At 47.6% G+C, this 25,380-nt stretch carries 21 protein-coding genes; 9 read left to right on the forward strand and 12 right to left on the reverse strand.

All coding sequences use genetic code 11. The annotated features are described in order from the left end of the window. The first annotated feature begins 507 nt into the window (after window positions 1-507). Window positions 508-2,673 (forward strand): ATP-dependent DNA helicase DinG, encoded by a 2,166-nt coding sequence (dinG, locus tag MJO57_RS20805; RefSeq protein ID WP_252018399.1) that lies wholly within the window; start codon window positions 508-510, stop codon window positions 2,671-2,673. 137 nt (window positions 2,674-2,810) lie between these two features. Here dinG and MJO57_RS20810 read toward each other — a convergent pair whose 3' ends face one another. The 3 genes from MJO57_RS20810 to MJO57_RS20820 form a co-directional block, all read right to left on the reverse strand. Beyond that, the gene (locus MJO57_RS20810; RefSeq protein ID WP_252018401.1) at window positions 2,811-3,647 is read right to left on the reverse strand and encodes an ankyrin repeat domain-containing protein; all 837 of its coding nucleotides are present in this window, start codon (window positions 3,645-3,647) and stop codon (window positions 2,811-2,813) included. Window positions 3,648-4,094: 447 nt separating this feature from the next. Continuing rightward, a complete protein-coding gene (locus MJO57_RS20815; RefSeq protein ID WP_252018403.1) occupies window positions 4,095-5,246 on the reverse strand; it encodes an ankyrin repeat domain-containing protein in 1,152 nt (383 codons plus the stop codon). A gap of 717 nt (window positions 5,247-5,963) precedes the next feature. Continuing rightward, a complete protein-coding gene (locus tag MJO57_RS20820; RefSeq protein ID WP_252018405.1) occupies window positions 5,964-6,659 on the reverse strand; it encodes a hypothetical protein in 696 nt (231 codons plus the stop codon). Between the two features lie 264 nt (window positions 6,660-6,923). Here MJO57_RS20820 and MJO57_RS20825 point away from each other — a divergent pair, with 264 nt between their 5' ends. Both MJO57_RS20825 and MJO57_RS20830 read left to right on the forward strand, forming a co-directional pair. After that, window positions 6,924-7,262, forward strand: a complete 339-nt coding sequence (locus MJO57_RS20825; protein WP_252018407.1) for a hypothetical protein — start codon at window positions 6,924-6,926, stop codon at window positions 7,260-7,262. Between the two features lie 119 nt (window positions 7,263-7,381). Continuing rightward, window positions 7,382-8,356, forward strand: a complete 975-nt coding sequence (locus MJO57_RS20830; RefSeq protein WP_252018431.1) for a hypothetical protein — start codon at window positions 7,382-7,384, stop codon at window positions 8,354-8,356. 20 nt (window positions 8,357-8,376) lie between these two features. On the opposite strand, the gene MJO57_RS20835 is transcribed toward MJO57_RS20830, so the two are convergent. The 4 genes from MJO57_RS20835 to glk form a co-directional block, all read right to left on the reverse strand. Continuing rightward, on the reverse strand, window positions 8,377-8,526 hold the full coding sequence (locus MJO57_RS20835; protein ID WP_252018433.1) for a hypothetical protein: 150 nt from the start codon (window positions 8,524-8,526) through the stop codon (window positions 8,377-8,379). Window positions 8,527-8,555: 29 nt separating this feature from the next. Continuing rightward, complete coding sequence (locus MJO57_RS20840; RefSeq protein ID WP_252018435.1) at window positions 8,556-8,897, reverse strand: ankyrin repeat domain-containing protein; 342 nt, start codon at window positions 8,895-8,897, stop codon at window positions 8,556-8,558. 715 nt (window positions 8,898-9,612) lie between these two features. Continuing rightward, complete coding sequence (locus MJO57_RS20845) at window positions 9,613-10,764, reverse strand: ankyrin repeat domain-containing protein (RefSeq protein WP_252018437.1); 1,152 nt, start codon at window positions 10,762-10,764, stop codon at window positions 9,613-9,615. 290 nt (window positions 10,765-11,054) lie between these two features. Then, window positions 11,055-12,020 carry a glucokinase gene (glk, locus tag MJO57_RS20850; RefSeq protein WP_252018439.1) on the reverse strand — a complete coding sequence of 322 codons (966 nt, stop codon included), beginning with the start codon at window positions 12,018-12,020 and terminating at the stop codon, window positions 11,055-11,057. A gap of 505 nt (window positions 12,021-12,525) precedes the next feature. Here glk and prfB point away from each other — a divergent pair. The 4 genes from prfB (at window position 12,526) to MJO57_RS20870 (ending at window position 16,343) form a co-directional block, all read left to right on the forward strand. After that, a protein-coding gene (gene prfB / locus MJO57_RS20855; RefSeq protein ID WP_252018440.1) for a peptide chain release factor 2 occupies window positions 12,526-13,624 on the forward strand; the annotation gives its coding sequence in 2 pieces (ribosomal slippage) (window positions 12,526-12,600 and window positions 12,602-13,624; 1,098 coding nt in all). Window positions 13,625-13,639: 15 nt separating this feature from the next. After that, window positions 13,640-15,160 (forward strand): lysine--tRNA ligase, encoded by a 1,521-nt coding sequence (lysS, locus tag MJO57_RS20860; protein WP_252018442.1) that lies wholly within the window; start codon window positions 13,640-13,642, stop codon window positions 15,158-15,160. A gap of 211 nt (window positions 15,161-15,371) precedes the next feature. Next, a complete protein-coding gene (locus MJO57_RS20865) occupies window positions 15,372-15,596 on the forward strand; it encodes a hypothetical protein (protein WP_252018444.1) in 225 nt (74 codons plus the stop codon). Between the two features lie 24 nt (window positions 15,597-15,620). Then, entirely contained in the window at window positions 15,621-16,343 is a 723-nt protein-coding gene (locus tag MJO57_RS20870) for a TetR/AcrR family transcriptional regulator (protein WP_252018446.1), read from the forward strand. 39 nt (window positions 16,344-16,382) lie between these two features. Here MJO57_RS20870 and MJO57_RS20875 read toward each other — a convergent pair whose 3' ends face one another. Both MJO57_RS20875 and MJO57_RS20880 read right to left on the reverse strand, forming a co-directional pair. Beyond that, the gene (locus tag MJO57_RS20875; protein WP_252018448.1) at window positions 16,383-16,598 is read right to left on the reverse strand and encodes a hypothetical protein; all 216 of its coding nucleotides are present in this window, start codon (window positions 16,596-16,598) and stop codon (window positions 16,383-16,385) included. A gap of 64 nt (window positions 16,599-16,662) precedes the next feature. After that, window positions 16,663-17,664 carry a hypothetical protein gene (locus tag MJO57_RS20880; RefSeq protein WP_252018449.1) on the reverse strand — a complete coding sequence of 334 codons (1,002 nt, stop codon included), beginning with the start codon at window positions 17,662-17,664 and terminating at the stop codon, window positions 16,663-16,665. 165 nt (window positions 17,665-17,829) lie between these two features. On the opposite strand from MJO57_RS20880, the gene ung reads away from it, so the two are divergent. Next, window positions 17,830-18,516, forward strand: a complete 687-nt coding sequence (gene ung / locus MJO57_RS20885; RefSeq protein WP_252018451.1) for a uracil-DNA glycosylase — start codon at window positions 17,830-17,832, stop codon at window positions 18,514-18,516. Window positions 18,517-18,606: 90 nt separating this feature from the next. On the opposite strand, the gene MJO57_RS20890 is transcribed toward ung, so the two are convergent. Next, on the reverse strand, window positions 18,607-21,075 hold the full coding sequence (locus MJO57_RS20890; RefSeq protein WP_252018453.1) for a hypothetical protein: 2,469 nt from the start codon (window positions 21,073-21,075) through the stop codon (window positions 18,607-18,609). Between the two features lie 476 nt (window positions 21,076-21,551). Then, entirely contained in the window at window positions 21,552-22,352 is an 801-nt protein-coding gene (locus tag MJO57_RS20895) for an inner membrane protein YpjD (protein WP_252018454.1), read from the reverse strand. Between the two features lie 234 nt (window positions 22,353-22,586). On the opposite strand from MJO57_RS20895, the gene ffh reads away from it, so the two are divergent. Continuing rightward, window positions 22,587-24,002: a signal recognition particle protein gene (gene ffh / locus MJO57_RS20900; RefSeq protein ID WP_252018455.1), complete on the forward strand. Its 1,416-nt coding sequence runs from the start codon at window positions 22,587-22,589 to the stop codon at window positions 24,000-24,002. A gap of 67 nt (window positions 24,003-24,069) precedes the next feature. Here the strand turns inward: ffh and MJO57_RS20905 are convergent, their stop codons facing one another. After that, window positions 24,070-25,380: a hypothetical protein gene (locus MJO57_RS20905; RefSeq protein WP_252018456.1), complete on the reverse strand. Its 1,311-nt coding sequence runs from the start codon at window positions 25,378-25,380 to the stop codon at window positions 24,070-24,072.

Genomic DNA, 25,380 nt, shown 5'->3' on the forward strand with positions numbered 1-25,380 from the left:
TGTTATGATCAGTCCGGGCAGCATTCCCATGGTACCCGTCCCCCCGATTGATTTGTGCTACTTACGGTTGATGGATCAGCACAGGACTTGCCTGTCAGATTAAAATATCCGCAAGTAACAATCCGCCGAAGATGATTGATAGTACTATTATTGGCGACGCGTTTCCATGACTTTCATTTATTCAATCACGGCAATTACTTACGGCATTACCAAGGCAATATCGGTAATTGATGAACTGCTTTTTTTGGAGACTTCAGGAAAGCTGAACTTTAGAGCAACATCGGGTTGCTTTTGCGTCACAACCAATAGGCTACGTAAATACAGTGACCATTCGGGAATGGTAGCCCAGCCAGTGAAGGAAGCAGTATTGTTGAGTTGTGACCGTGAAATCAAAGCGCTTAGTGGCAACTACCGCTGTGAAGCCTGAGTAAATTCGATAAAATCCCGTCAGAACATCTATTTTTGAGTTACTGATTTTACGGCAACTCCTCCAGAGCGATTGGCATTGTGCTTGACGAACCCCAGAAGAGAGCCATCCAGAAAGCGTACAGCGCTTTTCTGGAGAGTAAAAAACTAAAGGCCCGACCGGGGCAAAAGCAGATGATTGCCGAGATTGCCCGGGCACTTGGTGAGATCAAAACCGACAACGAAGGTCGCAGAATTTCCGACCCTTCCGTTACGGTTATTGAAGCCGGCACGGGCACCGGAAAAACGGTGGGTTATGTGCTGCCTGCCGTCGTTATGGCGCAGGCAGCGAAAAAGCGCCTGATCATTGCCACGGCCACCGTGACCCTGCAGGAGCAGGTCATCAATAAAGATCTGCCGGACATCATGTTAAAAACCGGATTAAAGTTCTCGTATACCCTTGCCAAAGGCCGTGGGCGCTATGCCTGTCTGAGTAAACTGGACCGGCTGCTTCAGGAAGAGGAAGCAACCGCCTCATTAATGGATATGTTCGCCTACGATGGCTATACCCTGGAAAACGACCAGTCCTCCCAGGCGTTATACCAGAGCATGCTGGAGGCGTTTGCTGCCTCCAAATGGGAAGGAGACCGGGATAGCTGGCCTGATGCCCTGGAAGATCAACAGTGGCGAACCATCACCACCGATCATGCCCAATGCAGCGGGCGTCGCTGTGGTTATTTTCGACAGTGCCCATTCTATAAAGCACGGGGTGACCTGGAGCACGCCGATGTTGTGGTTGCCAACCACGATCTTGTGCTGGCCGATCTGGCATTGGGTGGCGGTGCGATTCTTCCGGAGCCCAAGGACGCTATCTACGTGTTTGATGAAGGCCACCACCTGCCAGACAAAGCCATTGATCACTTTACCTGTCAGTCCAGAGTCAAGGGAACGGCGAGCTGGCTGGAAAAAGCCGGACGACATCTGCAGAAAACACTGACCCAGCAGACGCTGCCCGGAGAGCTCGGTGAATTGCTGGAGCGGATTCAGCCTGAGTTTGACTCCCTGGTGAATGCCCTGGGGCATGCCCGGGAGATGCTGCACAGCATTGCCCGGTTTGAGCCAAAGACGCAATTTACTCCTCAGGGTGAAAGTCAGGTTGCCTACTACCGCTTTCCGGAAGGTGTTGTGCCTGAACCCTTACGGCAGCAGGCTGAGCGATTGAAAGCCGGTTTCAGCAAATGCAGCGGTATACTGGAAAAGATGGCCAAAGCCCTGGACGATGCGATGGACGGCGATGTCCCCGGTATAGATCGGTGGCAGGCGGAGCAGCTCTACCCTGAAATCGGTGGCATGCTGTCACGAATGGAGAGTCATTTTCAACTCTGGCTGACCTACACCATGAAAGATCCTGAGGGCGAACCTCCCAGTGCCCGCTGGTTGAAATGGAGCGAAGGCTCTTTTGGTGAAGAGCTGGAGATATTCAGCAGCCCGATCATGTCCTCCATGACGTTATGGCAGACCCTATGGAACCCTGCCCATGCCGCCATTGTCACTTCGGCTACGCTGGCAGCCCTGGGCAGTTTTGGCCGGTTCCAAATGCGTTCCGGCGTGCCAGCGGAGTCACGCTGTGTCGTAGTACCCAGTCCATTTCTGCATGGCGAGGCAGCGTCCCTGGTGATTCCGGCCATGGTGTCAGATCCACGGAATGCGGAAGCGCATACCGGTGAGATTATCGAACGATTGCCAGAGTTGCTTGCCGGTGATGATCGTCCAAGGGGAATGCTGGTCCTGTTTTCTTCTCGCCGACAGATGAAGGATGTCCATTTTGGTCTGGATGCCAGTTGGCAGGAGAAGATTCTGCTGCAAGATGATTATTCACGACAGGAACTGTTGAAAAAGCATCGTCAGCAGATTGATGATGGCAAGGTCAGCATCCTGTTTGGTCTTGCCAGTCTGGCAGAAGGGATTGACCTGCCCGGCCACTACTGTGAACACGTGATGATTGCCAAGATTCCTTTTGCGGTACCTGATGATCCGGTAGAAGCTGCACTTTCAGAGTGGCTGGAAGCCCAGGGGCGCAATCCGTTTATGGAAATTACCGTACCGGATGCGGCGATCCGTCTTATACAGGCCTGCGGTCGTTTATTGCGGACAGAGCAGGATCGTGGCCGTATAACGATTATGGACCGACGGCTGGTCACTGCCCGATATGGCCAGATGATCATGAACTCTCTGCCGCCGTTTAACCGGGTGATTGAGCGGGCCTGAGATCAATCGGCTGAACTAAGCAACTGTCTTTTAATAAGTTCCCGATTTCCGTTCACCCTGAAGCTTGTCGAAAGGTCGTGCCACCGAACTTCGACAAGCTTCAGTCCGAACGGAGTCAGACAATGAAAACAGGGAAGTTATTTCCAGACAACTCCTGAGTCTTGTGCTTCAAGAAGTAAGTCTTGTGCTTCAAGAAGTAGCCCACTTAACTTCGTTAGGAGCTTCGTTAGTAGCAACTCGACCACCTTGTCATGCCCATTCTTGGATGCCAACATCGCGGCATTACTGACCACAGCGGCACTGATGTTCACGCCCCTGTCGATCAGGAGCTCAATGACCTCACTGTGACCGTTCACGGATGCCAATATCAGCGCAGTGATGCCATTTTCCATGCAGGCATTGACGTCAGCATCCCCGTCGATCAAGAGCTTAATAACCTCCCTGTGACCGTTCATGGATGCCAACATCAGGGCAGTGCAGCCATTCAGATTATCGCCATTGCACAAGACAGCATTGATGTCAGCGCCCCTTTCGATAAGGAACGCGACGAGCTCCCTGCGATCTTGCATAGATGCAAACATCAGGGCAGTGAAGCCATTCAGATCCCGGGCATTGACGTCTGCACCTCTGTCAATCAGCTGCTTGAGGGCGATCAGATCACCATCATGGCAAGCACGGAATAACGCAGTATCAGGGATAGATCCGCCCGGATAAAACTCGCCCATACTCTCAACCAATAAAGGCATAGGGTTTTGACGGCACACCACACAGTCGCGTGAACCGAGGGACTGTCCAGCGAAATGCTCCGAAAGACACTCCAGATCAAAGCGATGACCACATTGGGTTTTAACAACCGTAGGCACTACATCACGGCCAGCGAAATCATGTAAACAAATGAGACAAAATCGACTTCCTGTGTTGACAGGTCCGCTTCCATGGTAATGGGGGGAAGAGGAAAGGGTAGTGGTATCCACAGCAAAATATCCTTAATTGGTTAATGTGTCGATTGGTTAGAGTAAAAAAATAAACCTTAGTTCAATCTAAAAAGGGTCTGCTGATACCGTGACGGGCCAGCAATGGAAATTTTTTATAAGTATCAAAGATCTTATATAGTGCCCGTCAGAAAACCCATAAATAATCCGACTCAACAGGCACTGAAATTTTTTATTGAAAACAAAACAGGTCGATCGTACCAGCTGCCTCCCAGTGACTCCCGACGAATACACGTCATAAGGCCTAACCCGAAAACCGGTGTATACATAAATTCTGATAACGTAAAAAGGCCTCAGCTTGCCCTGTTATAGGAAACAACTATCACTACCCTGAAAAGTTCTGACTATCTTGCTAAATCAAGACGTGTCAAAAGCTACCTTCTGTGCTGCAGCCCCTTGATTTTTTGGCTGGCTGTGGGCGTGTATGTGTTACGCTCTACTTGCTAACACTTCCTCATAACTTGGGGGAGCGCCAGTTGTCACTCTGAAGATGACTTCTTCAACTTTATCGTTCAAGGCATCAATATCATCTGGTCCATTATGATGAGGTCTCTCGGCAATCCAACTGTTGACAGAGTAATAAAGGCTGAGAAAATTCTCTTTAAATGCTGAGTTTTCGGATTGCCGCAGATGCTGACAAAACAATTCAGATTTGCACATCTTTTCCAGCAGAGTTGCTTTAAAAGTATTAGCAAGACCTTGTGATAGCTTCTTACAAACAATGGTCAACAGGTTTTCAGCTTCATCACTGCCGGGGGCGCCGGGATCCAGGCGATGGTCACTAAGAAGATGTTCTATTAAAGCCTGATTGTTAAACAAAATGGCCTGACCAAGGAGACTAATACTGATCATTCGATTCCGATCCTCAAATGTCTCAGTTACCATCCGGTGGGATAATACCGAGGGAAAAAGATCCTTAACTTCTATACTACAATTAAAATCAAAATCAGTTTTCATATTGACATCAGTTCTACGGTCTTTTACTAACAGCAAACACATTTCTGACACATCATTAAATGACCTCGCATCTATATTTAAAAGTTCTAAATATGTCGTTTTTTTTAAATATTTAACATTGTAAAAACTAACTATTTCATTAGGATTTATTTTTTCAAAGTGAAGTAATATTTTCAGTGCTTGTTCAGTACAGTAAAGAATTGGGAGCTCAGAGATTATTGCAAATTTTCTTTTAAAGAAGCTATAGCGATTTGAATCAACATAGCTAGAGATATCATCTGCATTTGCCCCAAGTTTTAGCAACGCCTCTAACGCTTTCGGCTGATTATGTTTGAGGGCTTTCATTAAAGGGGTTTGATTTCTTGACTTACTCCGTATTTCAGTATTTGGAGAAATAAAATTCACTATACGATTAATCAATTCTACATCACCCGTCTTTGATGCTCTTATCAAAGCTGATTCGCAGCCCTTTGTATGCAAGGTTACAAGGTTGATTGCATGTTGCCAGGAGGAGCAGCTGCGTCCCATAGCCACCAATTGACTTTGTTCATCAGTTGTTGGTTGACCGCCGGATGCACCAGCGTTTGAGGTACTGGTTACAGTAGCGCTGCGTTCAATATTCATCGTCTATTCCCCAACAGTAAGTTTGATGGTTACAGGCCGACCTCCATATGACTAAGAAACTGACATCACATAATTATTTAATCATGTTGTTTTTTTTGGCTCAGAGTGCACTATTACAGAAAAGCGCTAATATCCATACAACCAGACCCCTCGTTCCCATGCTCTGCGTGGGAATGCATACCGGAGCCAGCCAGATGCAAAACAATCTATTTATGCCCGGAATCATGAGAATTTAATGGAGAACCACAGTTCCTCAGAGGCTCAGTATGCATTTCCACGGTGGACCGTGGGAACGAGTTGCTTGTGTACGTATAACAACGCTTGGCTGCACTATATGCCTAAAAGGAAAGGCCTGTTTCTTACGATTAAGACTTATTTCTCATTTAAAAGTTCAAATTTGGTGTTAATCAGTGTCTGTCAGAAAACCCATGAATAATCCGACTCAACAGGCACTGACAATTTTTTTGAAAACAAAACAGGTCGATCGTACCAGCTGCCTCCCAGTGACTCCCGACGAATACACGTCATAAGGCCTAACCCGAAAACCGGTGTATACATAAATTCTGATAACGTAAAAAGGCCACAGCTTGCCCTGTTATAGGAAACAACTATCACTACCCTGAAAAGTTCTGACTATCTTGCTAAATCAAGATGTGTCAAAAGCTATCTTCTGTGCTGCAGCCCCTTGATTTTTGGCTGGCTGTGGGCGTGTAAGTGTTACGTTCTACTTGCTAACACTTCCTGGTAACTTGGGGGAGCGCCAGTTGTCACCCTGAAGATGACTTCTTCAACTTTATCGTTAAGGGTATCAATATCATCTGGTCCATTATAATGAGGTCTCTCGGCAATCCAACTGTTGACAGAGTAATAAAGGCTGAGAAAATTCTCTTTAAATGCTGAGTTTTCGGATTGCCGCAGATGCTGACAAAACAATTCAGATTTGCACATCTTTTCCAGCAGAGTTGCTTTAAAAGTATTAGCAAGACCTTGTGATAGCTTCTTACAAACAATGGTCAACAGGTTTTCAGCTTCATCACTGCCGGGGGCGCCGGGATCCAGGCGATAGTCACTAAGAAGATGTTCAGTCAAAGCCTTATTGTTAAACAAAATGGCCTGACCAAGGAGGCTAACACTGATTGTTTGATTCCGATCCTCAAATGTCTCAGTTACCATCCGGTGGGATAATACTGAAGGAAAAACATCCTTAACTTTTATACTACAATTAAAATCAAAATCAGTTTTCATATTGACGTCAGTTCTGCGGTCTTTTACTAACAGCAAACACATTTCTGATGCTTCACTAATTGACCTCGCTTCTAAATTTAAAAACTCCAGGTATGTCGCTTTTTGAAAATATTTAATTGTGTAATAATCTAATGTTTCATTAGGATTTATTTTTTCAAATTGAAGCAATATTTTCAGTGTTTGTTCAGTACAGTAACCAATTGGGGTTGCAGAAATTAGTCTAAATTTTCCTTTAGAGAAGCTAGAGCGATTCGGATCAACAAGACTGGTGATCTCATCTGTATGGGTGAAAGTCTCATATTGATCACACCCACAGGCCTTGAGCTACAGCAAACAGACGTAACACCAAATTTTTCAACCTGAATGGAGAGCAGCCAAACACAGCTATGATTCTAACAGCAAACAAAGAGTCAACTGTGAGAGGCCGCTCCGATGGAAGTATGTCAGCCACTAACCAAAGTCGCCAATGATTCCTGTCCTGCTATTGACCAACTGCAGCAAAAACTGACCCTCCTTCGTCAGTCCAATAATCCAATCCAGCATTTTGAGGATCATGAAAACGAGATTCACTCCCTCTTTATTCAGGCGGAGCGAGAAATACTGGCAGAAGAACTGCAAAAATTAGACATCAATAAAGCTTCTATCGAAGTGAATGGGGTCGTGTATCACCAGGCATTACGCAGCTATCAAACCTACCAGTCAGCAGCAGGACCTGTCCGGGTATTGCGCAGCCTCTACCGCAATGCGGGGATAAGTGCATTGTCCCTTTAGAGCTCAAGGCTGGCGTTGTAGAAGGCTACTGGTTACCAAAGGCTGCGAAGCAAGCAGCATGGATGGTTGCCCAGTTGCCGCCCGCGGACGTAAAAAGCTTACTCGATCTAATGGGGAATATGTCACCCTCAACCAGCTCTCTGGCACGTCTTCCCAAAAAACTCAACGAACAATGGGAGCAGCACCTTGACCCTTTCGAGACCCTTCTCGCGGAGAATCTCACAGTACCGCCTGACGCGGTGACGGTAGCTGCTTCCCTTGACGGTGTGATGCTACCAATGAAAGACGGCAAGCGTCAGGAGAAACGTGAAAAGAGTGTTGCTGATGGCAAACGTACCCGAGGGCCAGCAGGTTGTCAGGAGGCCAGTTGTGGAACACTGTCGTTTTACGATGACCAGGGAGATCGCCTCTCTACGATCAGGATGGGACGAATGCCTGAAAGCAAGAAAGCGACATTGAAAAAATCCCTTTCAAACCTTCTGGATAAGGTGCTTCAGCAAAAGCCAAATCTGACTCTGGTCAAAGTGGCAGATGGAGCCCGGGACAATTGGACATACTTCACCAAAGAGCTACCGGAGGGAGAAGAAATTGTTGATTATTACCATGCGGCAGAACACCTGAAGAAGGCATTTGACCTGGCTTACGGTGAAAATAGCGCGAAGTCCAAAGAGAAATTCAGCACCTACCGACATATCCTGAAGGAGGAGCCGGGTGGGGTTGAAAAAATAATCAAGGCACTGGCTTACCAGCATAGCAAGCATCCCCGCCGATCGAAATTAAAGACAGAGTTAAAGTACTTCAGAAAAAACCGGTTACGGATGAATTATGCAGAACACCTGTCGCGCAACCTGCCCATAGGCTCAGGGGTCATTGAGGCGTCCTGTAAAACGCTGGTTACACAGCGAATGAAGTGTTCGGGAATGCGTTGGCGGTGTCCCGGGGGGCAAGGCATTCTGACACTCAGGTCACTAATTCAAAGTGGTTGGTTCGACTGTGGCTGGATGCTGCTGTCGGTAACGTACCGGGCCAAGGTAAATATGGTCAGTGATAATGTGATTCCATTTTCATCAGGGAAGGGTAATATTGAACGTTAGTACTCATCAATATGAGACTTTCACCCATCTGTATTTGCTCCAAGATTTAGCAATGCCTCTAATGCTTTCGGTTGAGGCTCTTTTCGGGTTACAGACTGCTCTGCAATGAAAATTGGCCAAAGGCCTTGATATACAATGCCTTCAGGAAACTGCTGGCTAAATATTGCCAAGCCCTGCCACAGGAGGATTCCAGCCTGATTTATGAAATCAGCAGTCTGCAATACGAAAAGAGCCTCGGTTGATTATGTTTGAGGGCTTTCATTAAAGGGGTTTGATTTCTTGACTTACTCCGTATTTCAGTATTTGGAGAAATAAAATTCACTATACGATTAATCAATTCTACATCACCCGTCTTTGATGCTCTTATCAAAGCTGATTCGCAGCCTTTTGTATGCAGGGTTACAAGGTTGATTGCATGTTGCCAGGAGGAGCAGCTGCGTCCCATAGCCACCAATTGACTTTGTTCATCAGTTGCTGGTTGACCGCCGGATGCACCAGCGTTTGAGGTACTGGTTACAGTAGCGCTGCGTTCAATATTCATCGTCTATTCCCCAACAGTAAGTTTGATGGTTACAGGCCGACCTCCATATGACTAAGAAACTGACATCACATAATTATTTAATCATGTTGTTTTTTTGGCTCAGAGTGCACTATTACAGAAAAGCGCTAATATCCATACAATCAGACCCCTCGTTCCCATGCTCTGCGTGGGAATGCATACCGGAGCCAGCCAGATGCATAACAATCTATTTATGCCCGGAATCATGAGAGTTTAATGAAGACCCACATTTCCTCAGAGGCCCAGTATGATTCCCTCGGGGGACCGTGGGAACGAGTTGTTTGTGTACGTATAACAACGCTTGGTTGCACTATACGCCTAAAAGGAAAGGCCTGTTTCTTACGATTAAGACTTATTTCTCATTTAAAAGTTCAAATTTGGTGTTAATCAGTGTTTGTCAGAAAACCCATGAATAATCCGCCTCAACAGGCACTGACAATTTTTTTGAAAACAAAACAGCTCACTCATGCCAGTCGCCTCCCAGTAACTCCCGACGAATACACGTCAGAAGGCCTAACCTGAAAACCGGTGTATACATAAATTCTGATAACGTAAAAAGGCCGCAGCTTGCCCTGTTATGGGAAACAACTATCACTACCCTGAAAAGTTCTGACTATCTTGCTAAATCAAGACGTGTCAAAAGCTATCTTCTGTGCTGCAGCCCCTTGATTTTTGGCTGACTGTGGGCGTGTAAGTGTTACGTTCTACTTGCTAACACTTCCTCGTAACTTGGGGGAGCGCCAGTTGACACCCTGAAGATGACTTCTTCAACTTTATCGTTCAGGGCATCAATATCATCTGGTCCATGATAATGAGGTCTCTCGGCAATCCAACTGTTGACAGAGTAATAAAGGCTGAGAAAATTCTCTTTAAATGCTGAGTTTTCGGATTGCCGCAGATGCTGACAAAACAATTCAGATTCACAAATCTTTTCCAGCAGAGTTTCTTTAAAAGTGTTAGCAAGACCTTGTGATAGCTTGTTACAAACAATGGTCAACAGGTTTTCAGCTTCATCACTGCCGGGGGCGCCGGGATCCAGGCGATGGTCACTAAGAAGATGTTCTATCAAAGCCTTATTGTTAAACAAAATGGCCTGACCAAGGAGACTAATCCTGATTATTCGATTCCGATCCTCAAATGTCTCAGTTGCCATCCGGTGGGATAATACTGAAGGATAAGAATCCATGGCTTTCACACTACAATTAAAATCAAAATAAGTAGACATATTGACGTTAGCTCTACGGTCTTTGATTAACATCAAACACATTTCTGACCTTTCACTAGATGACCTCGCTTCCATATTTCTATATTCTACGAGTGTCATATTACTAGAATATTTGGCGTTGGGTAGAAATAAATCTTCATTTGGATCTATTTTTTCGAAGTGAAGTAATATTTTCAGCGTTTGTTCAGTACAGTAACCAATTGGGAGCTCAGAAATTAGTCTAAATTTTCCTTTAGAGAAGCTAAAGCGATTCGGATGAACAAAGTGACATATATCATCTGTACTTGCTCCAAAATTTAACAACGCTTCTAATGCTTGTGGTTGATTATGTTTGAGGGCTTTCATTAAAGGGGTTTGATTTTTTGACTTACTTCGTATTTCAGTATTTGGAGAAATAAAATTCGCTATATGAGTAATCACTTCTACATCACCAGTCTTTGCTGCTCTTATCAAAGCTGATTTCCAGCCTTTTGTATGCAAGGTTACCCGGTTGATTGCATGTTGCCAGGAGGAGCAACGCCGCCCCATAGCCACCATTTGACTTTGTTCATCGGTTGTTGGTTGATCGCCGGATACACCGGCATTTGTGGTACTAGTAACAGTAGCGCTGCGTTCAATATTCATCGTCTATTCCCTAACAGTAAGTTTGATGATTACAGGCCGACCTCCATATGACCAGGAAACTGGCATCGCATAATACTTTAATCATGTTATTTTTTTGGCTCAGAGTGGACTAAGCACCTAAAAGGAAAGGCCTGTTTTCTACAATTGACACTGATTTCTCATTTAAAAGTTCAAATTTGGTGTTAATTAGTGTCTGTCAGAAAACCCATGAATGATCCGACTCAACTGATATGGCAAGACTTTTCCGGTTGGTTAAAGAAGGCCGGCCCCTGCAGGGCCAGCCCGGAAAATCAATGAATTAGCGGGTTGCCTAATGCTTCGCAAGCACCGGTCAGGCCAGGGTTGTCGTGAATAATCAGGCTGGTTGGAATAGCGGCCAGATAGCTGGCCATCTTATCATTAACATCAAATGATGTTCTGAAATCTGATTGAGCGAAAAAATCAGGAAATCGGGGAATGATACCACCGGCAATATAGACACCGCCCTGCGCTCCGGTAGTCAGTGCCGCATTGCTGGCAGCTCTGCCCAGCAGCTCACAGAAATGCAGCAATGTCTGTTTACAGAGTGACTCTCCATTGAGGGCCTGCGCGGTAATTTCATGATTTCTGAGTTGCTGTGTTTGGCCGGACAACTCACTATGGGCTTCATAGAGCAGTTCAATGCCCGAACCGCAGAGTACCGATTCCCAGGATACATAGCCCAGTTTCTGCTGAAGAATACGGTGAATCTCATTGTCCATTGATGATACGGGAGAAAGTGCAGCATGTCCGCCCTCACCGGGTAACGGCAGCCAGTGGTCGCCTACCTGTTTTAATGCGGCAACGCCAAGACCGGTACCCGGACCAATAATCAGTTTGGTCGCACCGTCAATGGCTTCCCCGCTGCCAACCTTGATCAGCGAGTCTTCGGGCAGTGCCGGAAGAGCCAGTGCCTGGGCAGTGAAATCATTAATGACCTTGAATGATCTCAGCCTTAGCGTCGCTTTCATTGCAAACTTGTCAAAGGCCCAGTGGTTATTGGTCATTTTTATCTGCTGACCATTGACTGGGCAGGCAAATGCCATGCAGGCATCATCCACTTCAACGTGCTGGAGTTTCAGGTAATGCTGGACGGCGTGATCCAGATTTTCAAAGTCGTTACAGGCCAGTACTGACACAGAACGGGTTTGCAATTGGCCGTGGAGGGAGAGTGCAAAACGGGCATTGGTACCTCCAATGTCAGCTACCAGTGCTAATGAAGAGTTTGGGGTAGGCATTGTGCAGTTGTCTCTGTATATAAATGAGGGCATTTGAGCAATGGTGCATGTTAACTGAAGAGCCAGTGGAATCGTAGCCTGCTTTGGCCGGCATTACTTTAAGTGATCAGGGCACCAGTGGATATTCCAACAGTCACAGGATGACTTAATATGACTGGCTGAATATCACCTCCCGGAATCACCTTCTTTTACTGACCCTTTTACTCTCCGATAAATCCCGACTAATCTCAAATGGACATTTGTTGTTGGTGGACCAGGTTACAATCATTCCAACCTAAAGCCTATTGTTGTAGTATCGTTTAGTTGTATTACAGGTTCTGGTAATGGCCTTGCATAGGTCGACCAGCCGTTTTTCATGAGCGGTATTTCATCGGCAGCCATGTGCTGCCATCTCCACTCCCATTGTATTTTCAGAGCCGTCAGTATTGGTCAGCTCTTGATGGGGCTATGCAATATTCGAATGCAGGTGCCGTGTGCACCTGACAAAAGTGAGTGATATAGGGCAATGTTTGAAGTCAATCCCATTAAGGAGCGTATCAAGGACCTGACAGCGCGTACTGACGTGCTTAGGGGGTATCTTTGACTACGCTCACAAAAGTGAGCGGTTACAGGAAGTAGAACGGGAGCTGGAAGACCCGAATGTCTGGAATGATCCGGAGTACGCCCAGAAGCTGGGTAAAGAACGCTCCACCCTGGAAACGATTGTATCGACCATTGATGAGCTGACCGACGGTCTGGGCGATTCAGAAGAACTGCTGGAAATGTCGGTAGAAGAAGAAGACGAAGAGGGTGTCCGGGGCGTTGTGGATGAACTTGATGAGCTGGCCCAGAAACTGGAAGTGCTTGAGTTCCGTCGTATGTTCTCCGGTGACATGGATCCTAACAATGCCTTTCTTGATATTCAGGCCGGCTCCGGGGGTACTGAGGCCCAGGACTGGGCCAATATGCTGTTGAGAATGTACCTGCGCTGGGGCGAGGCCAACGGTTTTAAAACGGACATCATTGAAGTTTCTGCCGGTGAAGTGGCCGGTATCAAATCGGCAACGGTTCAGTTTATCGGGGATTATGCGTTCGGCTGGTTGAGAACTGAAATTGGCGTTCATCGCCTGGTTCGCAAATCACCGTTTGACTCCGGTAATCGTCGCCATACCTCATTTGCTTCTGTCTTCGTTTCTCCTGAGATTGATGACAATATCGATATCGAAATCAACCCGGCAGATCTGCGTGTTGATACCTACCGTTCCAGTGGCGCCGGTGGACAGCACGTAAACACCACCGACTCCGCTGTTCGTATTACCCACGCGCCAACCGGAATTGTTGTACAGTGTCAGAATCAGCGTTCCCAACATCAGAATAAAGATAAGGCGATGCAACAGCTGAAGGCCAAGCTTTATGAAATGGAGATGCAAAAGCGAACGGCGGAGTCTCAGGCGATGGAAGATTCCAAATCAGACATCGGCTGGGGTAGTCAGATTCGCTCCTATGTCCTTGATGACTCCCGTATCAAGGATCTGCGTACCGGCGTTGAAACCCGGAATACCCAGTCCGTGTTGGATGGAGATCTGAACAAGTTCATTGAAGCGAGCCTGAAAAAAGGTCTGTAACTGGAAGAATATCTTATGTCTGAAGAACATTTTTTGTCAGAACAGCTGCTGGATGAAAAGGCTGCTGAAGCCCGGGAAGATAATCGCCTGGTTGCCCTGCGTCGGGAAAAACTGGCGGCCATTCGTGAAAAAGGAGTGGCATTCCCGAATAAATTCCGTCGTGATTCATTGGCTGGCGATCTTCAGGAGCGGTTCAAAGATCATGATAAGGCTGCTCTGGAAGGCCTGAACCTCCACGTTAAAGTAGCTGGCCGCATTATGCTGAACCGTGGCGCGTTCATGGAACTGCAGGACATGTCTGGCCGTATTCAGCTTTATGTGAACCGCAAGCAGTTACCGAAAGAGACTCTGGATGCAATCAAGACCTGGGACCTGGGTGACATTATCGGTGTAGAAGGTATTGTTCAACGTTCAGGTAAAGGCGACCTTTATGTTGACATGACTGCTGTTCAGCTATTGACCAAGTCTCTGCGTCCATTGCCAGAAAAGCATAAAGGCCTCACCGATACCGAGCAGCGATACCGTCAGCGTTATGTTGACCTGATTACCAGCGAACAGTCCCGGGAAACCTTCCGGATTCGTTCCAGAATTATTCAGGGTATTCGTAACTACTTCCTGGGGCAGGACTTTATGGAAGTCGAGACGCCAATGCTGCAAGTGATTCCGGGCGGTGCGACGGCCAGGCCATTTGTGACCCATCACAACGCACTGGATATCGATATGTATCTTCGTATCGCTCCGGAACTGTATCTGAAGCGCGTGGTCGTTGGTGGTTTTGAACGGGTATTTGAGATTAACCGGAACTTCCGCAATGAGGGACTGTCTACTAGACATAACCCGGAATTCACGATGATTGAATTCTATCAGGCTTATGCGGATTACACCGATATGATGGATCATACTGAAGCCATGTTGAAGCAGCTGGCTCAGGATGTTCTGGGTAAAACTGAGTTCGAGTACCAGGGGCAGATGATCGATTTTGGCAAGCCGTTTGTGCGGATGTCGGTATTTGAGTCTATCTTGCATTTCAACCCGGATCTTGATGCCTCGGATATTGACAATCTGGAATCAGCAATACAGGTTGCCGGGAAACTGGGCATTGATGTGAAGCCGATCTGGGGGCTTGGCAAGGTTCAGACGGAAATTTTTGATGAAACGGTGGAGCATCACTTGCTTAACCCTACTTTTATCACAGATTATCCGACCGAAGTTTCACCTCTGTCCCGTAAAAATGACGACAACCCCTTTGTTACCGAGCGCTTTGAGTTCTTTGTCGGGGGTCGTGAAATCGCTAATGGCTTCTCTGAGCTGAATGACTCAGAAGACCAGGCTGAGCGTTTCAGACAGCAGGTAGCTGAAAAGGATGCCGGGGATATTGAGGCAATGCATTATGATGCAGACTACATCAATGCACTTGAATACGGTCTGCCTCCAACAGCCGGGGAAGGTATTGGTATTGACCGGCTGGTGATGCTGTTTACGGATGCGCCGTCGATCAGGGATGTATTATTGTTCCCGCATATGCGTCCTCAGTAGATATAGATGCCGGGGGTTATTGTGTATCAAGTTTGTACTGGCCAAATGTTTGAATCGGCGATGTAGGTTACCGTTTACACTGGTTTCTGATTATCTACCGTCGGATTACTGTATTCGCAATTACATACTGGTCTCAATGACTTTCCGGGATGCTGATATTTCAGAATCTATGACATGAGCAGGCCAGGCCTGCTCATGTAGTATCTGAGGAGTGGAACCTGAATTTGAGTTGATGCGCTTTGCTGGTGAAGCCAGGAAGTTACCAGTCGCTAATCGGCCTGTATATGGATATATGGGCAATGCTGCCAGGTATGGCAGCCTGATCATCCTGAATAGTTACAGGGCCGGTTTCAGACATATGGTTGATTTCTGTACTAAGATGCATGTTCAAGCGATGGTACTGGACGAACGCTATAAAACAATCAGGCAACTGTAAGGCAGTCTTATTATGGTTTCAACAATGGATTCCTCATCAGAAGGCAAGAAAAGCTCTGGTAAGCACGTCACTGGTATGGAGTTGAAATATCAGGGGCGTAAAACCAGTCGAGCCAATAGTGAACAGCGCCGTCGTACAATACTTGAGGCGGCACTAAGAATCGTAGTCAGAGACGGAGTCAGGGGGGTTCGTCATCGCGCTGTCGCCAAGGAAGCCAATGTACCGCTTTCTGCAACCACCTATTATTTCAAAGATATTACCGATCTGATTACCGATACCTTTACTTTGTTTGTTGAGATGGGGGCACAGAAATTCAAGGCCTATTGGGAAGAGTCTGACAGTATGCTGAAAATGGCCATGAAAGAGCTTGAGCCATCCGATAGGACAAGTCGTCAGGTATTTGCTGATCGGATCAGCAACCTCGCCATAGAGTATGTTCTGATTCAGCTTAAAGAGCACCGTGACTATCTGATTGCAGAGCGTGCTTTCCAGCAGGAATGCCTGCGTAACGAAAACCTGAGACCTATCGCTTTCAGTCACCAGAAATTCTTTCTTGATAGTCTCGAAACGTTCTTTTCAAGAATCGGCTCTAACCATCCTGATATTGATGCTGAATTGTTTGCCAGTATTATCCTTCACGTTGAGTATCAGGGATTAGTTGCCGGTTTTGAAGACGAAAGAACAGCTGGCAGGCTCAGGATAATGCTCAAACGTCAGATAGAGCTGATGCTCGGTATATATAATTAGCTGTCTTTATTTGCATCCAGGCGGTTGTGATAATACCCATCAGACAAATAGATCGCCTGTCTTTTCTGAAGGTGAAAGTCTCATACTGACTATTTTTCTGGTTTTTTCATCCATGGGGTAGCCCAAAGCAACTAACTTCGTCTGCCCTGAAAAAGTACCAGTCAATATCAGGCTTTCACCCATTTGAAAATAGCTGTTTTTGTTAGAAAAACACAAAGAAAGCTTTCTTTCTCGTCCTCTTGTATATCGCTGCATTTGTGTTGTTGATAGATATTAAAATATCGGACATTCCCTCTTTCCTGCATGCGATCTCGTTTTTTTAATGCCAGAGGATTGGGAATTCAAGCATACCGACGGTGCTGTTGTGGTCGGAGATGAACAGCTGTGTAATATCCAGCTCTTCCATGAAGCCAAAAACTAAAATTGCACTTGAAAGACTTGCCTCATTCGTATCGCCGGAGGAGGCCTGATCCAGGATAAACTGCTCAAGCTTGCCCTTGTCCAATGACATTATGTGCCCGGCGATATCTTCTGCGAAACCTTCCTGAAATACCGGGCCAATACCGGTTATTTTTACCTTATCTTTTTTCAATTCTTTACGAATAACGTCCGGAGTTCTGCGGGCAAGATATCGCGCAAAGCGGATACCTGCCTCGAGTTCTTTAGTTGATACGGGGGATAGTGAACCTGGAAAATGCATTGGTCTATTCTGGACAACTTCCTTCAGATAATTCATGAAGGAAACAAAACCAAAATCACTTTTGTGGACAAATGGGCCTGTTTCAGAATCCGAGATAATCAACTGGAAACTCTCTTTTCCAATATCCCAGACAACAGGGGTTTCAGAGTTGTCTGTTGCCGTGAAAGCAGAGAAAAAGTCCATTCGATCCGCCTCATCAGGGGACAGAATCCGGATATCGATGCCTGTTGTGCGCCGCACTTGCTCTACCAGCTCTTCGGCGTTATGTGCCTCCCTGAAAATATCCATGGCAACGGCCCTTACTTTTACAACCTTAAAGTGTTCCTGCCGGGTGCGCAGTTTTTCAAAGAGCCTCTGAGCCTTTTTCAGCATATCGTTGCTGAATAACCGGTTGTCACTGGATGACAGATCATCGTAGAAACCGGCTTCCAGTGAACCGTAATCAAGATGACGGTAGATTTTGTCAGTCTTCCCGTTTACGTCTGCAATGGCGAACTGGATAGTGTTGGCATGAATTTCAATGGCCATCCTGCGTTCGAGTTTTGCTGTGGCCGGTTGGCAAGTAAAAAGAAGGACTAAAGCAGAAAAAACGCCAATGGTTACTTTATTTAAGAGTTGCATTGTACTGAAGGCTATCCATAACAAAGGCTCAATGCCGTGGTTGTTATTAGTAAAAATGATGCTGTGCTAAAGTGCGTAAGCCGAAAAGGAGTGTAGTTGTCTCTAACGCGTTTGAAGGTAAGTTATTTGTCAATATCATGTGGACAATAGGTCAGAGGTAGGGTGATGCCAGAGATCAAATTGGAGCCTTCCTGGAAAGCCAGGCTTCAGGATGAATTTACCAAAGAGTATATGCAGACCCTTCGCCGCTTTCTGCAAGCTGAAAAGGCGCTGGGAAAAATGATTTACCCCAAAGGGGGAGAATACTTCCGGGCCATGGACCTGACACCCTTTGAACAGGTCAAAGTAGTGATCCTTGGACAGGACCCTTATCACGGGCCGGGTCAGGCTCATGGGTTGAGTTTTTCAGTACGTCCGGAAATTGCCATTCCTCCATCGCTGGTTAACATGTACAAAGAACTGGAGTCAGATTTGGGAATTCCGCCAGCCCATCATGGTTTTCTCGAACACTGGGCCCAACAGGGGGTGTTACTGCTTAACAGTGTGTTGACTGTCGAGCACAAGCAGGCCGCTTCTCACCAGGGCAGAGGTTGGGAGGCATTCACTGACCGCATCGTTGCGGCTTTGAATGAGCAGCGAGAGCATATTGTTTTTATTCTGTGGGGCAGTTACGCACAGAAAAAAGGACGATTTATCGATGCCCAAAAACACCTGGTTCTGAAATCGGTTCACCCTTCGCCACTATCAGCCTATCGAGGTTTTTTTGGCAGCAGACCTTTTTCAAAGAGCAATGATTATCTGTCCAGTCATGGAATACCGCCTGTAGACTGGCAACTGCCACCAGTGAATTGACTGATGATGTTTTGTTCTATGGATTGCGTTCAATTTGACGGACTGTGCTGCCTCTTCTTTATATAACGATTATCTCATTACCTGAGAGTGTTAAGAGCGCAGCCTCAGGAAGGCTTCCAACTTTGCATTTTCAGGTAAGCCTTTGCCATGATGTATGAAGCAAATATTGGTGACCAGTGCCCGGTCAAGCGGCTTATCCTTAACGGCCTCATCAATGCCCTGCCATCCCTCTTTCAGGCAACCCAGCTTCAGGAAGGCTTCCACTTGGGCTGTTTCCGGTAAGCCTCTGGCATGACACATGGAGGAAATATTGGAGACCATCGCCCGGTCAAGCGGCTTACCCTTAACGGCCTTGTCATTGCCCTGCCATCCTTCTTTCAGGCAGCCCAGCTTCAGGAAGGCTTCCACTTGCGCTGTTTCCGGTAAGCCTTTGCTATGACACATGAGGGAAAGATTGGAAATCAGTAGCAAGTCAAGCGGCTTGTTCTTAACGGCCTCGTCGTCACCTCGCCATCCTTCTTTCAAACAGCCCAGCTTCAGGAAGGCTTCCACTTCTGCTTTTTCCGGTAAGCCTTTACCATTACATATGGAGGAAATGTGGGTGACCAGCGCCCGGTGGAACGGCCTGCCCTTAACAGCCTCGTCGTCACCCTGCCACCCTTCTTTCAGGCAGGCCAACTTCAGGAAGGCTTCCAATTTTGCCTTTTCCGGTAAGCCTTTGCCATGATACATGGGGGAAATGTGGGTGACCAGCGGCCGGTGGAGCGGCCTGTCCTTAACGGCCTCGTCGTCACCCTGCCACCCTTCTTTCAGGCAGGCCAACTTCAGGAAGGCTTCCAATTTTGCCTTTTCCGGTAAGCCTTTGCCATGATACATGGAGGAAATGTGGGTAACCAGCGCCCGGTGGAGCGGCCTGTCCTTAACGGCCTCGTCGTCACCCTGCCACCCTTCTTTCAGGCAGGCCAACTTCAGGAAGGCTTCCACTTTTCCCTTTTCCGGTAAGCCTTTGCGAGAAAACATGGAGGCAATGTTGGTGACCAGCGCCCAGTCGAGCGGCCTGCCCTTAACGGCCTCATCGTCACCCTGCCATCCTTCTTTCAGGCAGGCCAGCTTCAGGAAGGCTTCCACTTTCGCCTTTTCCGGTAAGCCTTTGCCAGATGACATGGAGGAAATGTTGCTGAGCAGCGCCCGGTCGAGGGGCTTGTTCTTGACGGCCTCGTCATCGCCCTGCCATTCCGCTTTCAGGCAAGCCTGCTTTAAGAAGGCTTCCACTTCCACCTTTTCCGGAAAGCCTTTGAAATGGCACATGGAGGAAATGTTGCTGAGCAGCGCCTGGTCGAGGGGCTTGTTCTTGACGGCCTCGTCATCGCCCTGCCATCCCTGTTTCAGGCAGCCCAGCTTCAGGAAGGCTTCCACTTTTCCCTTTTCCGGTAAGCCTTTGCAAGAAGACATGGCGGCAATGTTGGTGACCAGCGCCCGGTGGAGCGGCCTGTCCTTAACGGCCTCGTCATCACCCTGCCACCCTTCTTTCAGGCAGGCCAACTTCAGGAAGGCTTCCACTTTCGTCTTTTCCGGTAAGCCTCTGCCATGACACATGGAGGAAATATTGCTAAGCAGTGCCCGATTGAGGGGCTTGCCCTTAACGGCCTCATCGTCACCCTGCCATCCTTCATTCAGGCAGGCCAACTTCAGGAAGGCTTCCACTTTGGCCTTTTCCGGTAAGCCTTTGGCCTGACACATGGAGGAAATGTTGCTGAGCAGTGCCCGGTCGAGTGGCCGGTTCTTAACAGCCTCGTTGTCGCCCTGCCATCCTTTTTTCAGGCAAGCCAGTTTCAGGAAGGCTTCCAATTTCGCCTTCTCCGGTAAGCCTTTGCTATGACATATGGAGGAAATGTTGATGAGCAGTGCCCGATCGAGGGGCTTGTCCTTAACCGCCTCATCAATACCCTGCCAACCCGATTTCAGGCAGCCCATCGTCAGGAAAGCTTCCACTTTCGTCCTGGCCGGTAAGCCTTTGCGATTACACATGGAGGAAATTTGCTTTAAAAATGGACTGGCAGCAATGGAGGCTACATCCTCATCTGCCATCCTCGTAAACAGAATCACACTGCCCTTGCTATACAGCATGCTGGTTAAACAACCAGTGTTGTTCATTGTATTGCCCACAGCCGAAAAAAAAACACCGGCTTTTTGAAAATACCCTGAACAAACCTGATATTCCGTATCAATATTGAATAGCTTAAGTGTTGAAAAGAGAGTCGGTAGGGGGGGGGTACCTCTATTCATGGATAACTGAATCCCTTTCTCCTCAAGAGTCTTCAGTAGTGTGCTGGCGTTAGACAGTAAAGTTTTGACGCCCGGACGGCGCAAATATAGCCTGAGTTGATGTTGATGGGCGGCGGTAAACTTTGCAATGATTTCGCTGTGATCCGGCTCCCGGTCAACACTTAATGATACCGATTGCTCTGTCGGTTGTTCCGCAGACAATTCAGCAGACAATAAAGAAGAGGGATCTTCACCCGGGTCAATGTCCATTGGCTGTGGGTAGACGACAGCCACAGATCGAGAGGCACTGACATCATACCTCACCAGTGGTAGAACTGGAGCCCGCGCAGTCGATGTTGAGATGCCAGTCCCTCCGGTATTCACCCGTTGTTTTTTCGAAGGCTGTTCCTGTTCGCAAAACAGCGATCTGAAATCCTCTTGATTGTGCCTGTTTTCGCTATCAACGGGTTGAACCCTCTGTCCGGAGAAATAGCGTTTTCTGTTGCTGCCGTCCATTAACGGCTCACTAGCAGCAGTAGCTGGAGAAGTGGTGAAAGCAGAGTGGTTTGATGCGGGAGTTGCCATAGGGGGGGTGTTCATTTTTATTCAATCAGCCAGATAATGAATTAATGAAACACTGATACTGACCCGATAAACCCGCCACAGTTCAATCATAAAGCCGAAAAGTTTCAAAGGCATATAACCGGGCAATGTTTGCCAGTGCCATACTGGCCAGGCGGCTCTATCGTTCAGGGTTTTAATTACGCCGGTTAAAAGCAGTGCTGCCCGGAAATCACGCAGTCAAGGACCAGCCTGGTGCCGAAATAAGCGAGTATAAGAATCACGAAGCCCGCCAATGTCCAGCGAACGGCTGTTTGCCCCCGCCAGCCAAAACGCCAGTGACCAACCAACAGGGCCGCAAACAGACACCAGGCGGTGAGGGACAATACGGTTTTATGCACCAGTTTCTGGGCAAACATATCTTCCAGGAAAAGAAAACCGCTACCCAGTGAGAAAGTCAGCAGAATAACGCCAAGACTCAGAAACTCAAACAGCAGCCGTTCCATGGTCTGCAACGGCGGCAAGGTTCTGATGGTATGTCGGTGAGTACGCAGCTTGTGCTCCTGATAGGAGAGCAAAATGGCCTGAAATGCAGCGACCATCAGGATGCCATAAGCCATCACCGAGAAAAGCACATGGGAAACCATCGATGATGCCGGATTCCAGACAATATGTTCAACCGGTGCCAACAGGGCCAGCACAATGGCCAACATGCTGACCGGAAGAATCATGACCAGCAGGCTTTCCGATGGTTTTTTCAAACTGCTCAGTAACACCATCATGGTCACCATCATGGCGGTCAGCGACCCCATGGTGAACACGCCAAGGTTGATGCCCCGATCAGTATGGATGGAGGTGTATAACGCAATAACGTGGAAAATCAGGCCAAGGGCGGTAATCAACAGCACCGGCAATTTGGGCACTTCACGCCCGCCGTTTCGCAACCCCTGCCCAACCGTGCCTGCCAGATAGCAACCAAGCGCACCCATACTGACGAAAATGACACCCATTAGCGAAGCCTATTATCCCCAAAGCAGCAAAAAAATAGAAAGCAGGAAGCCCTTTTTGTCCATTGGCTTCTACGAAAAGCAGCTCTGGCAGTTTGTCATATTAAATGCCGCTAGACAAACAACCGTTAAACCGATCCACTGAAATGAATGCCGCTTTAGTTTCGATTCCTATATAATAATCGTCATTCTGTGCCTTCAACTGCTTAAACACCTTAGATCAGGGTAATTCCCAGAATGTTCGAAAATTTAACCGAACGCCTCTCCCGTACACTGAAAACCGTCACCGGAAAGGCCAAGCTAACCGAAGACAATATCAAGGACACCCTGCGTGAAGTCCGCATGGCCCTGCTGGAAGCGGACGTTGCCCTGCCGGTGGTTCGGGAGTTCATCAACCGGATCAAGGAACGCGCCATCGGACAGGAGGTTCAGTCCAGCCTCAGTCCGGGCCAGGCGTTTGTCAAAATTGTCCAGAATGAACTGATTGAGGTGATGGGTTCGTCCAATGACGAATTGAACCTGGCTACCCAGCCACCAGCCGTCATCCTGATGGCCGGTCTTCAGGGGGCCGGTAAAACCACCTCGGTTGCCAAGCTGGGTAAATGGCTGAAAGAGCGCCAGAAGAAATCAGTCATGGTGGTCAGTGCCGACGTATACCGTCCGGCAGCGATCAAACAGCTGGAAACACTGGCCCGGGAAACCGGCCTTAACTTTTTCCCCTCTACTGCGGACCAGAAGCCTGTAGACATTGTTAACGGTGCGGTTCATGAAGCCCGTATCAAGCACGCTGATGTCCTGATTGTCGACACCGCCGGTCGTCTTCATATCGATCACGACATGATGACTGAAATTCAGCAACTGCACAGCGCCATCAACCCTATCGAAACCCTCTTTGTGGTGGATGCCATGACGGGTCAGGATGCCGCCAACACCGCCAGGGCGTTTGGTGATGCCCTGCCATTGACCGGTGTCATCCTGACCAAGGCGGATGGTGATGCCCGTGGTGGTGCAGCACTGTCGGTTCGCCAGATCACTGGCAAACCCATCAAGTTTATCGGTATGGGTGAGAAGACCGATGCCCTGGAGCCTTTCTATCCGGATCGTATCGCCTCCCGGATCCTCGGCATGGGTGACATCCTCTCTCTGATTGAGGAAGCCGAACGCAAGCTGGACCGCAGTAAGGCCGACAAGCTGGCCAGCAAACTGAAAAAAGGCAAAGGTTTTGATCTGGAAGATTTCCGCGACCAGCTCCTGCAAATGAAGAAGATGGGCGGCCTCACTGGCATGATGGACAAACTGCCCGGTATGGGTGGCATGGCGCCCCAGCTTCAGGGCCAGATGGACAATAAAATCTTTGTCCAGATGGAAGCCATCATCAACTCCATGACCCCTGCTGAGCGAGCCAACCCGGACATCATGAACGGATCGCGCAAAAAGCGTATCGCTGCCGGTTCCGGCACCCAGATCCAGGACATCAACCGACTCATCAAGCAACATAAGCAGATGAGTAAAATGATGAAAAAAGTCACTAAAAAAGGCGGCATGAGCAAACTGATGCGCGGCATGTCGGCCATGAAAGGGCAGCTTCCCGGCGGCATGGGCGGCATGGGCGGCATGATGCCTCCCGGTGGTGGCAAAAAGTTTCCGTTTTAACCACTCATCAATTGCCAGCTCCAAAAACAGAGCTGGCAGTTTGAATGATGATCAGACGAATCAATATCTACAATGAGTCATAAAGCAGCCCCAAATTCACGCTATTGGAAAACTCTTCAGTAATTTTTGTCAGGTCATCGGGTTTAAGCACCAGAGCATTACTTGCATTGTGTACCTGCCGTAAGTAGGTATCGTTGACAGATTTTTCACACCAGGAAGGGCTATCAATTTGAGACATCATTGCATACAGCTCTTCTGGTGAGGATGGTTCATGAGTACCATAGTTCTGCGTACTCTCGCCCCTGACGGACTTAAAAGAAGCATCAACCCAACAATACGTCAAACAACCACCCTTCGAGTGTGTCACTCGATAGAGGTAATGACTGAAGGCCTGCTGAATCGCTCGCTTACATTGTGTTTCTAAATCACTGATAGACTCTCTCTCCCTAAATGTCACATCAGGGAGGGTATTTCTCCAATACTTCCTATTGATCTCTTGTTTTTTTTCCTCAAACGCCTTTTCCACTGCTTTTTTAGGTTGGCCATCCAATTGAATGCATGGGTTGCCAGGCGACCTAATTTCTTCAGAACCATCGGGGTAATATTGTTTATGTAATTTTTTCAACTCAAATTGCCGTTGCGCAGACACTTCATTATGTATATTCATTATATAAAATATTTTTTTTAGTTCTGAATTGTTCTCAATTTTTCGTTGTAACAGGACTTCAACCTTTTCGTTAAAAACCGGGCTGCACCAGGAAGGTTGCCCCACGATAATCACCGGACGATGGTTACCCTTGCCAGAGAAAAACTGGGGAAAGGCGGGATTATGCACCAACATTCGTTCGATGTCCGGAACGCCATCGGGTTCGTCCGTCCATGAGGTCTGTAAAGATGTGCTGGCAATTTTTTCTTCAAGGAAGTAGGAAGCCCCACCATGACAGTGGGTCACGAAAAAGGGATGCTTCTGATTTTTTTGATGGCACTCATAAGCATACTGCCAATACTGGCTATTTTTTTCCCTGGATAATAGTTCCTGATACCACTGCTTCAGGCAACTGGCAGCTTTGGTCTTCAGTTCATCGACACCCCCGAAGCGCACCAACAGGTCATGATGGTTACGAGCTTCCATAAGATAGATATCGCTATCATCGGTCGACGGTGGCTCTAACCAACCCGATTCGAAGGCTTTATGGGCGAAATGAATAACCGGAAAATGGGCTAAATCACTGTCTTTCATTATATCTACTATTGAACCCACCCACTGGCCAGAGCTTTCTCTTCCTGGTATAACCGTTTTTGAATGGAGCTTCTTGAGTTGCTGGGTCACCTGATCTTCATCGCTATTGGACAATATTTTTTTGTAACTGTTCAGCAC

The sequence above is a fragment of the Endozoicomonas sp. SCSIO W0465 genome, assembly GCF_023716865.1.
Taxonomy (GTDB): domain Bacteria; phylum Pseudomonadota; class Gammaproteobacteria; order Pseudomonadales; family Endozoicomonadaceae; genus Endozoicomonas.

Excerpts from the sequence above, each read along its gene's own strand:
- glk (WP_252018439.1), bottom strand. The coding sequence starts at position 12,020 with ATGCCTACCCCAAACTCTTCATTAGCACTGGTAGCTGACATTGGAGGT.
- MJO57_RS20875 (WP_252018448.1), bottom strand. The coding sequence starts at position 16,598 with ATGCAGCGATATACAAGAGGACGAGAAAGAAAGCTTTCTTTGTGTTTT.
- ffh (WP_252018455.1), top strand. The coding sequence starts at position 22,587 with ATGTTCGAAAATTTAACCGAACGCCTCTCCCGTACACTGAAAACCGTC.
- lysS (WP_252018442.1), top strand. The coding sequence starts at position 13,640 with ATGTCTGAAGAACATTTTTTGTCAGAACAGCTGCTGGATGAAAAGGCT.
- MJO57_RS20870 (WP_252018446.1), top strand. The coding sequence starts at position 15,621 with ATGGATTCCTCATCAGAAGGCAAGAAAAGCTCTGGTAAGCACGTCACT.
- MJO57_RS20825 (WP_252018407.1), top strand. The coding sequence starts at position 6,924 with ATGGAAGTATGTCAGCCACTAACCAAAGTCGCCAATGATTCCTGTCCT.
- MJO57_RS20830 (WP_252018431.1), top strand. The coding sequence starts at position 7,382 with ATGTCACCCTCAACCAGCTCTCTGGCACGTCTTCCCAAAAAACTCAAC.
- MJO57_RS20895 (WP_252018454.1), bottom strand. The coding sequence starts at position 22,352 with ATGGGTGTCATTTTCGTCAGTATGGGTGCGCTTGGTTGCTATCTGGCA.
- MJO57_RS20845 (WP_252018437.1), bottom strand. The coding sequence starts at position 10,764 with ATGAATATTGAACGCAGCGCTACTGTTACTAGTACCACAAATGCCGGT.
- ung (WP_252018451.1), top strand. The coding sequence starts at position 17,830 with ATGCCAGAGATCAAATTGGAGCCTTCCTGGAAAGCCAGGCTTCAGGAT.
- MJO57_RS20840 (WP_252018435.1), bottom strand. The coding sequence starts at position 8,897 with ATGAATATTGAACGCAGCGCTACTGTAACCAGTACCTCAAACGCTGGT.
- MJO57_RS20815 (WP_252018403.1), bottom strand. The coding sequence starts at position 5,246 with ATGAATATTGAACGCAGCGCTACTGTAACCAGTACCTCAAACGCTGGT.
- MJO57_RS20880 (WP_252018449.1), bottom strand. The coding sequence starts at position 17,664 with ATGCAACTCTTAAATAAAGTAACCATTGGCGTTTTTTCTGCTTTAGTC.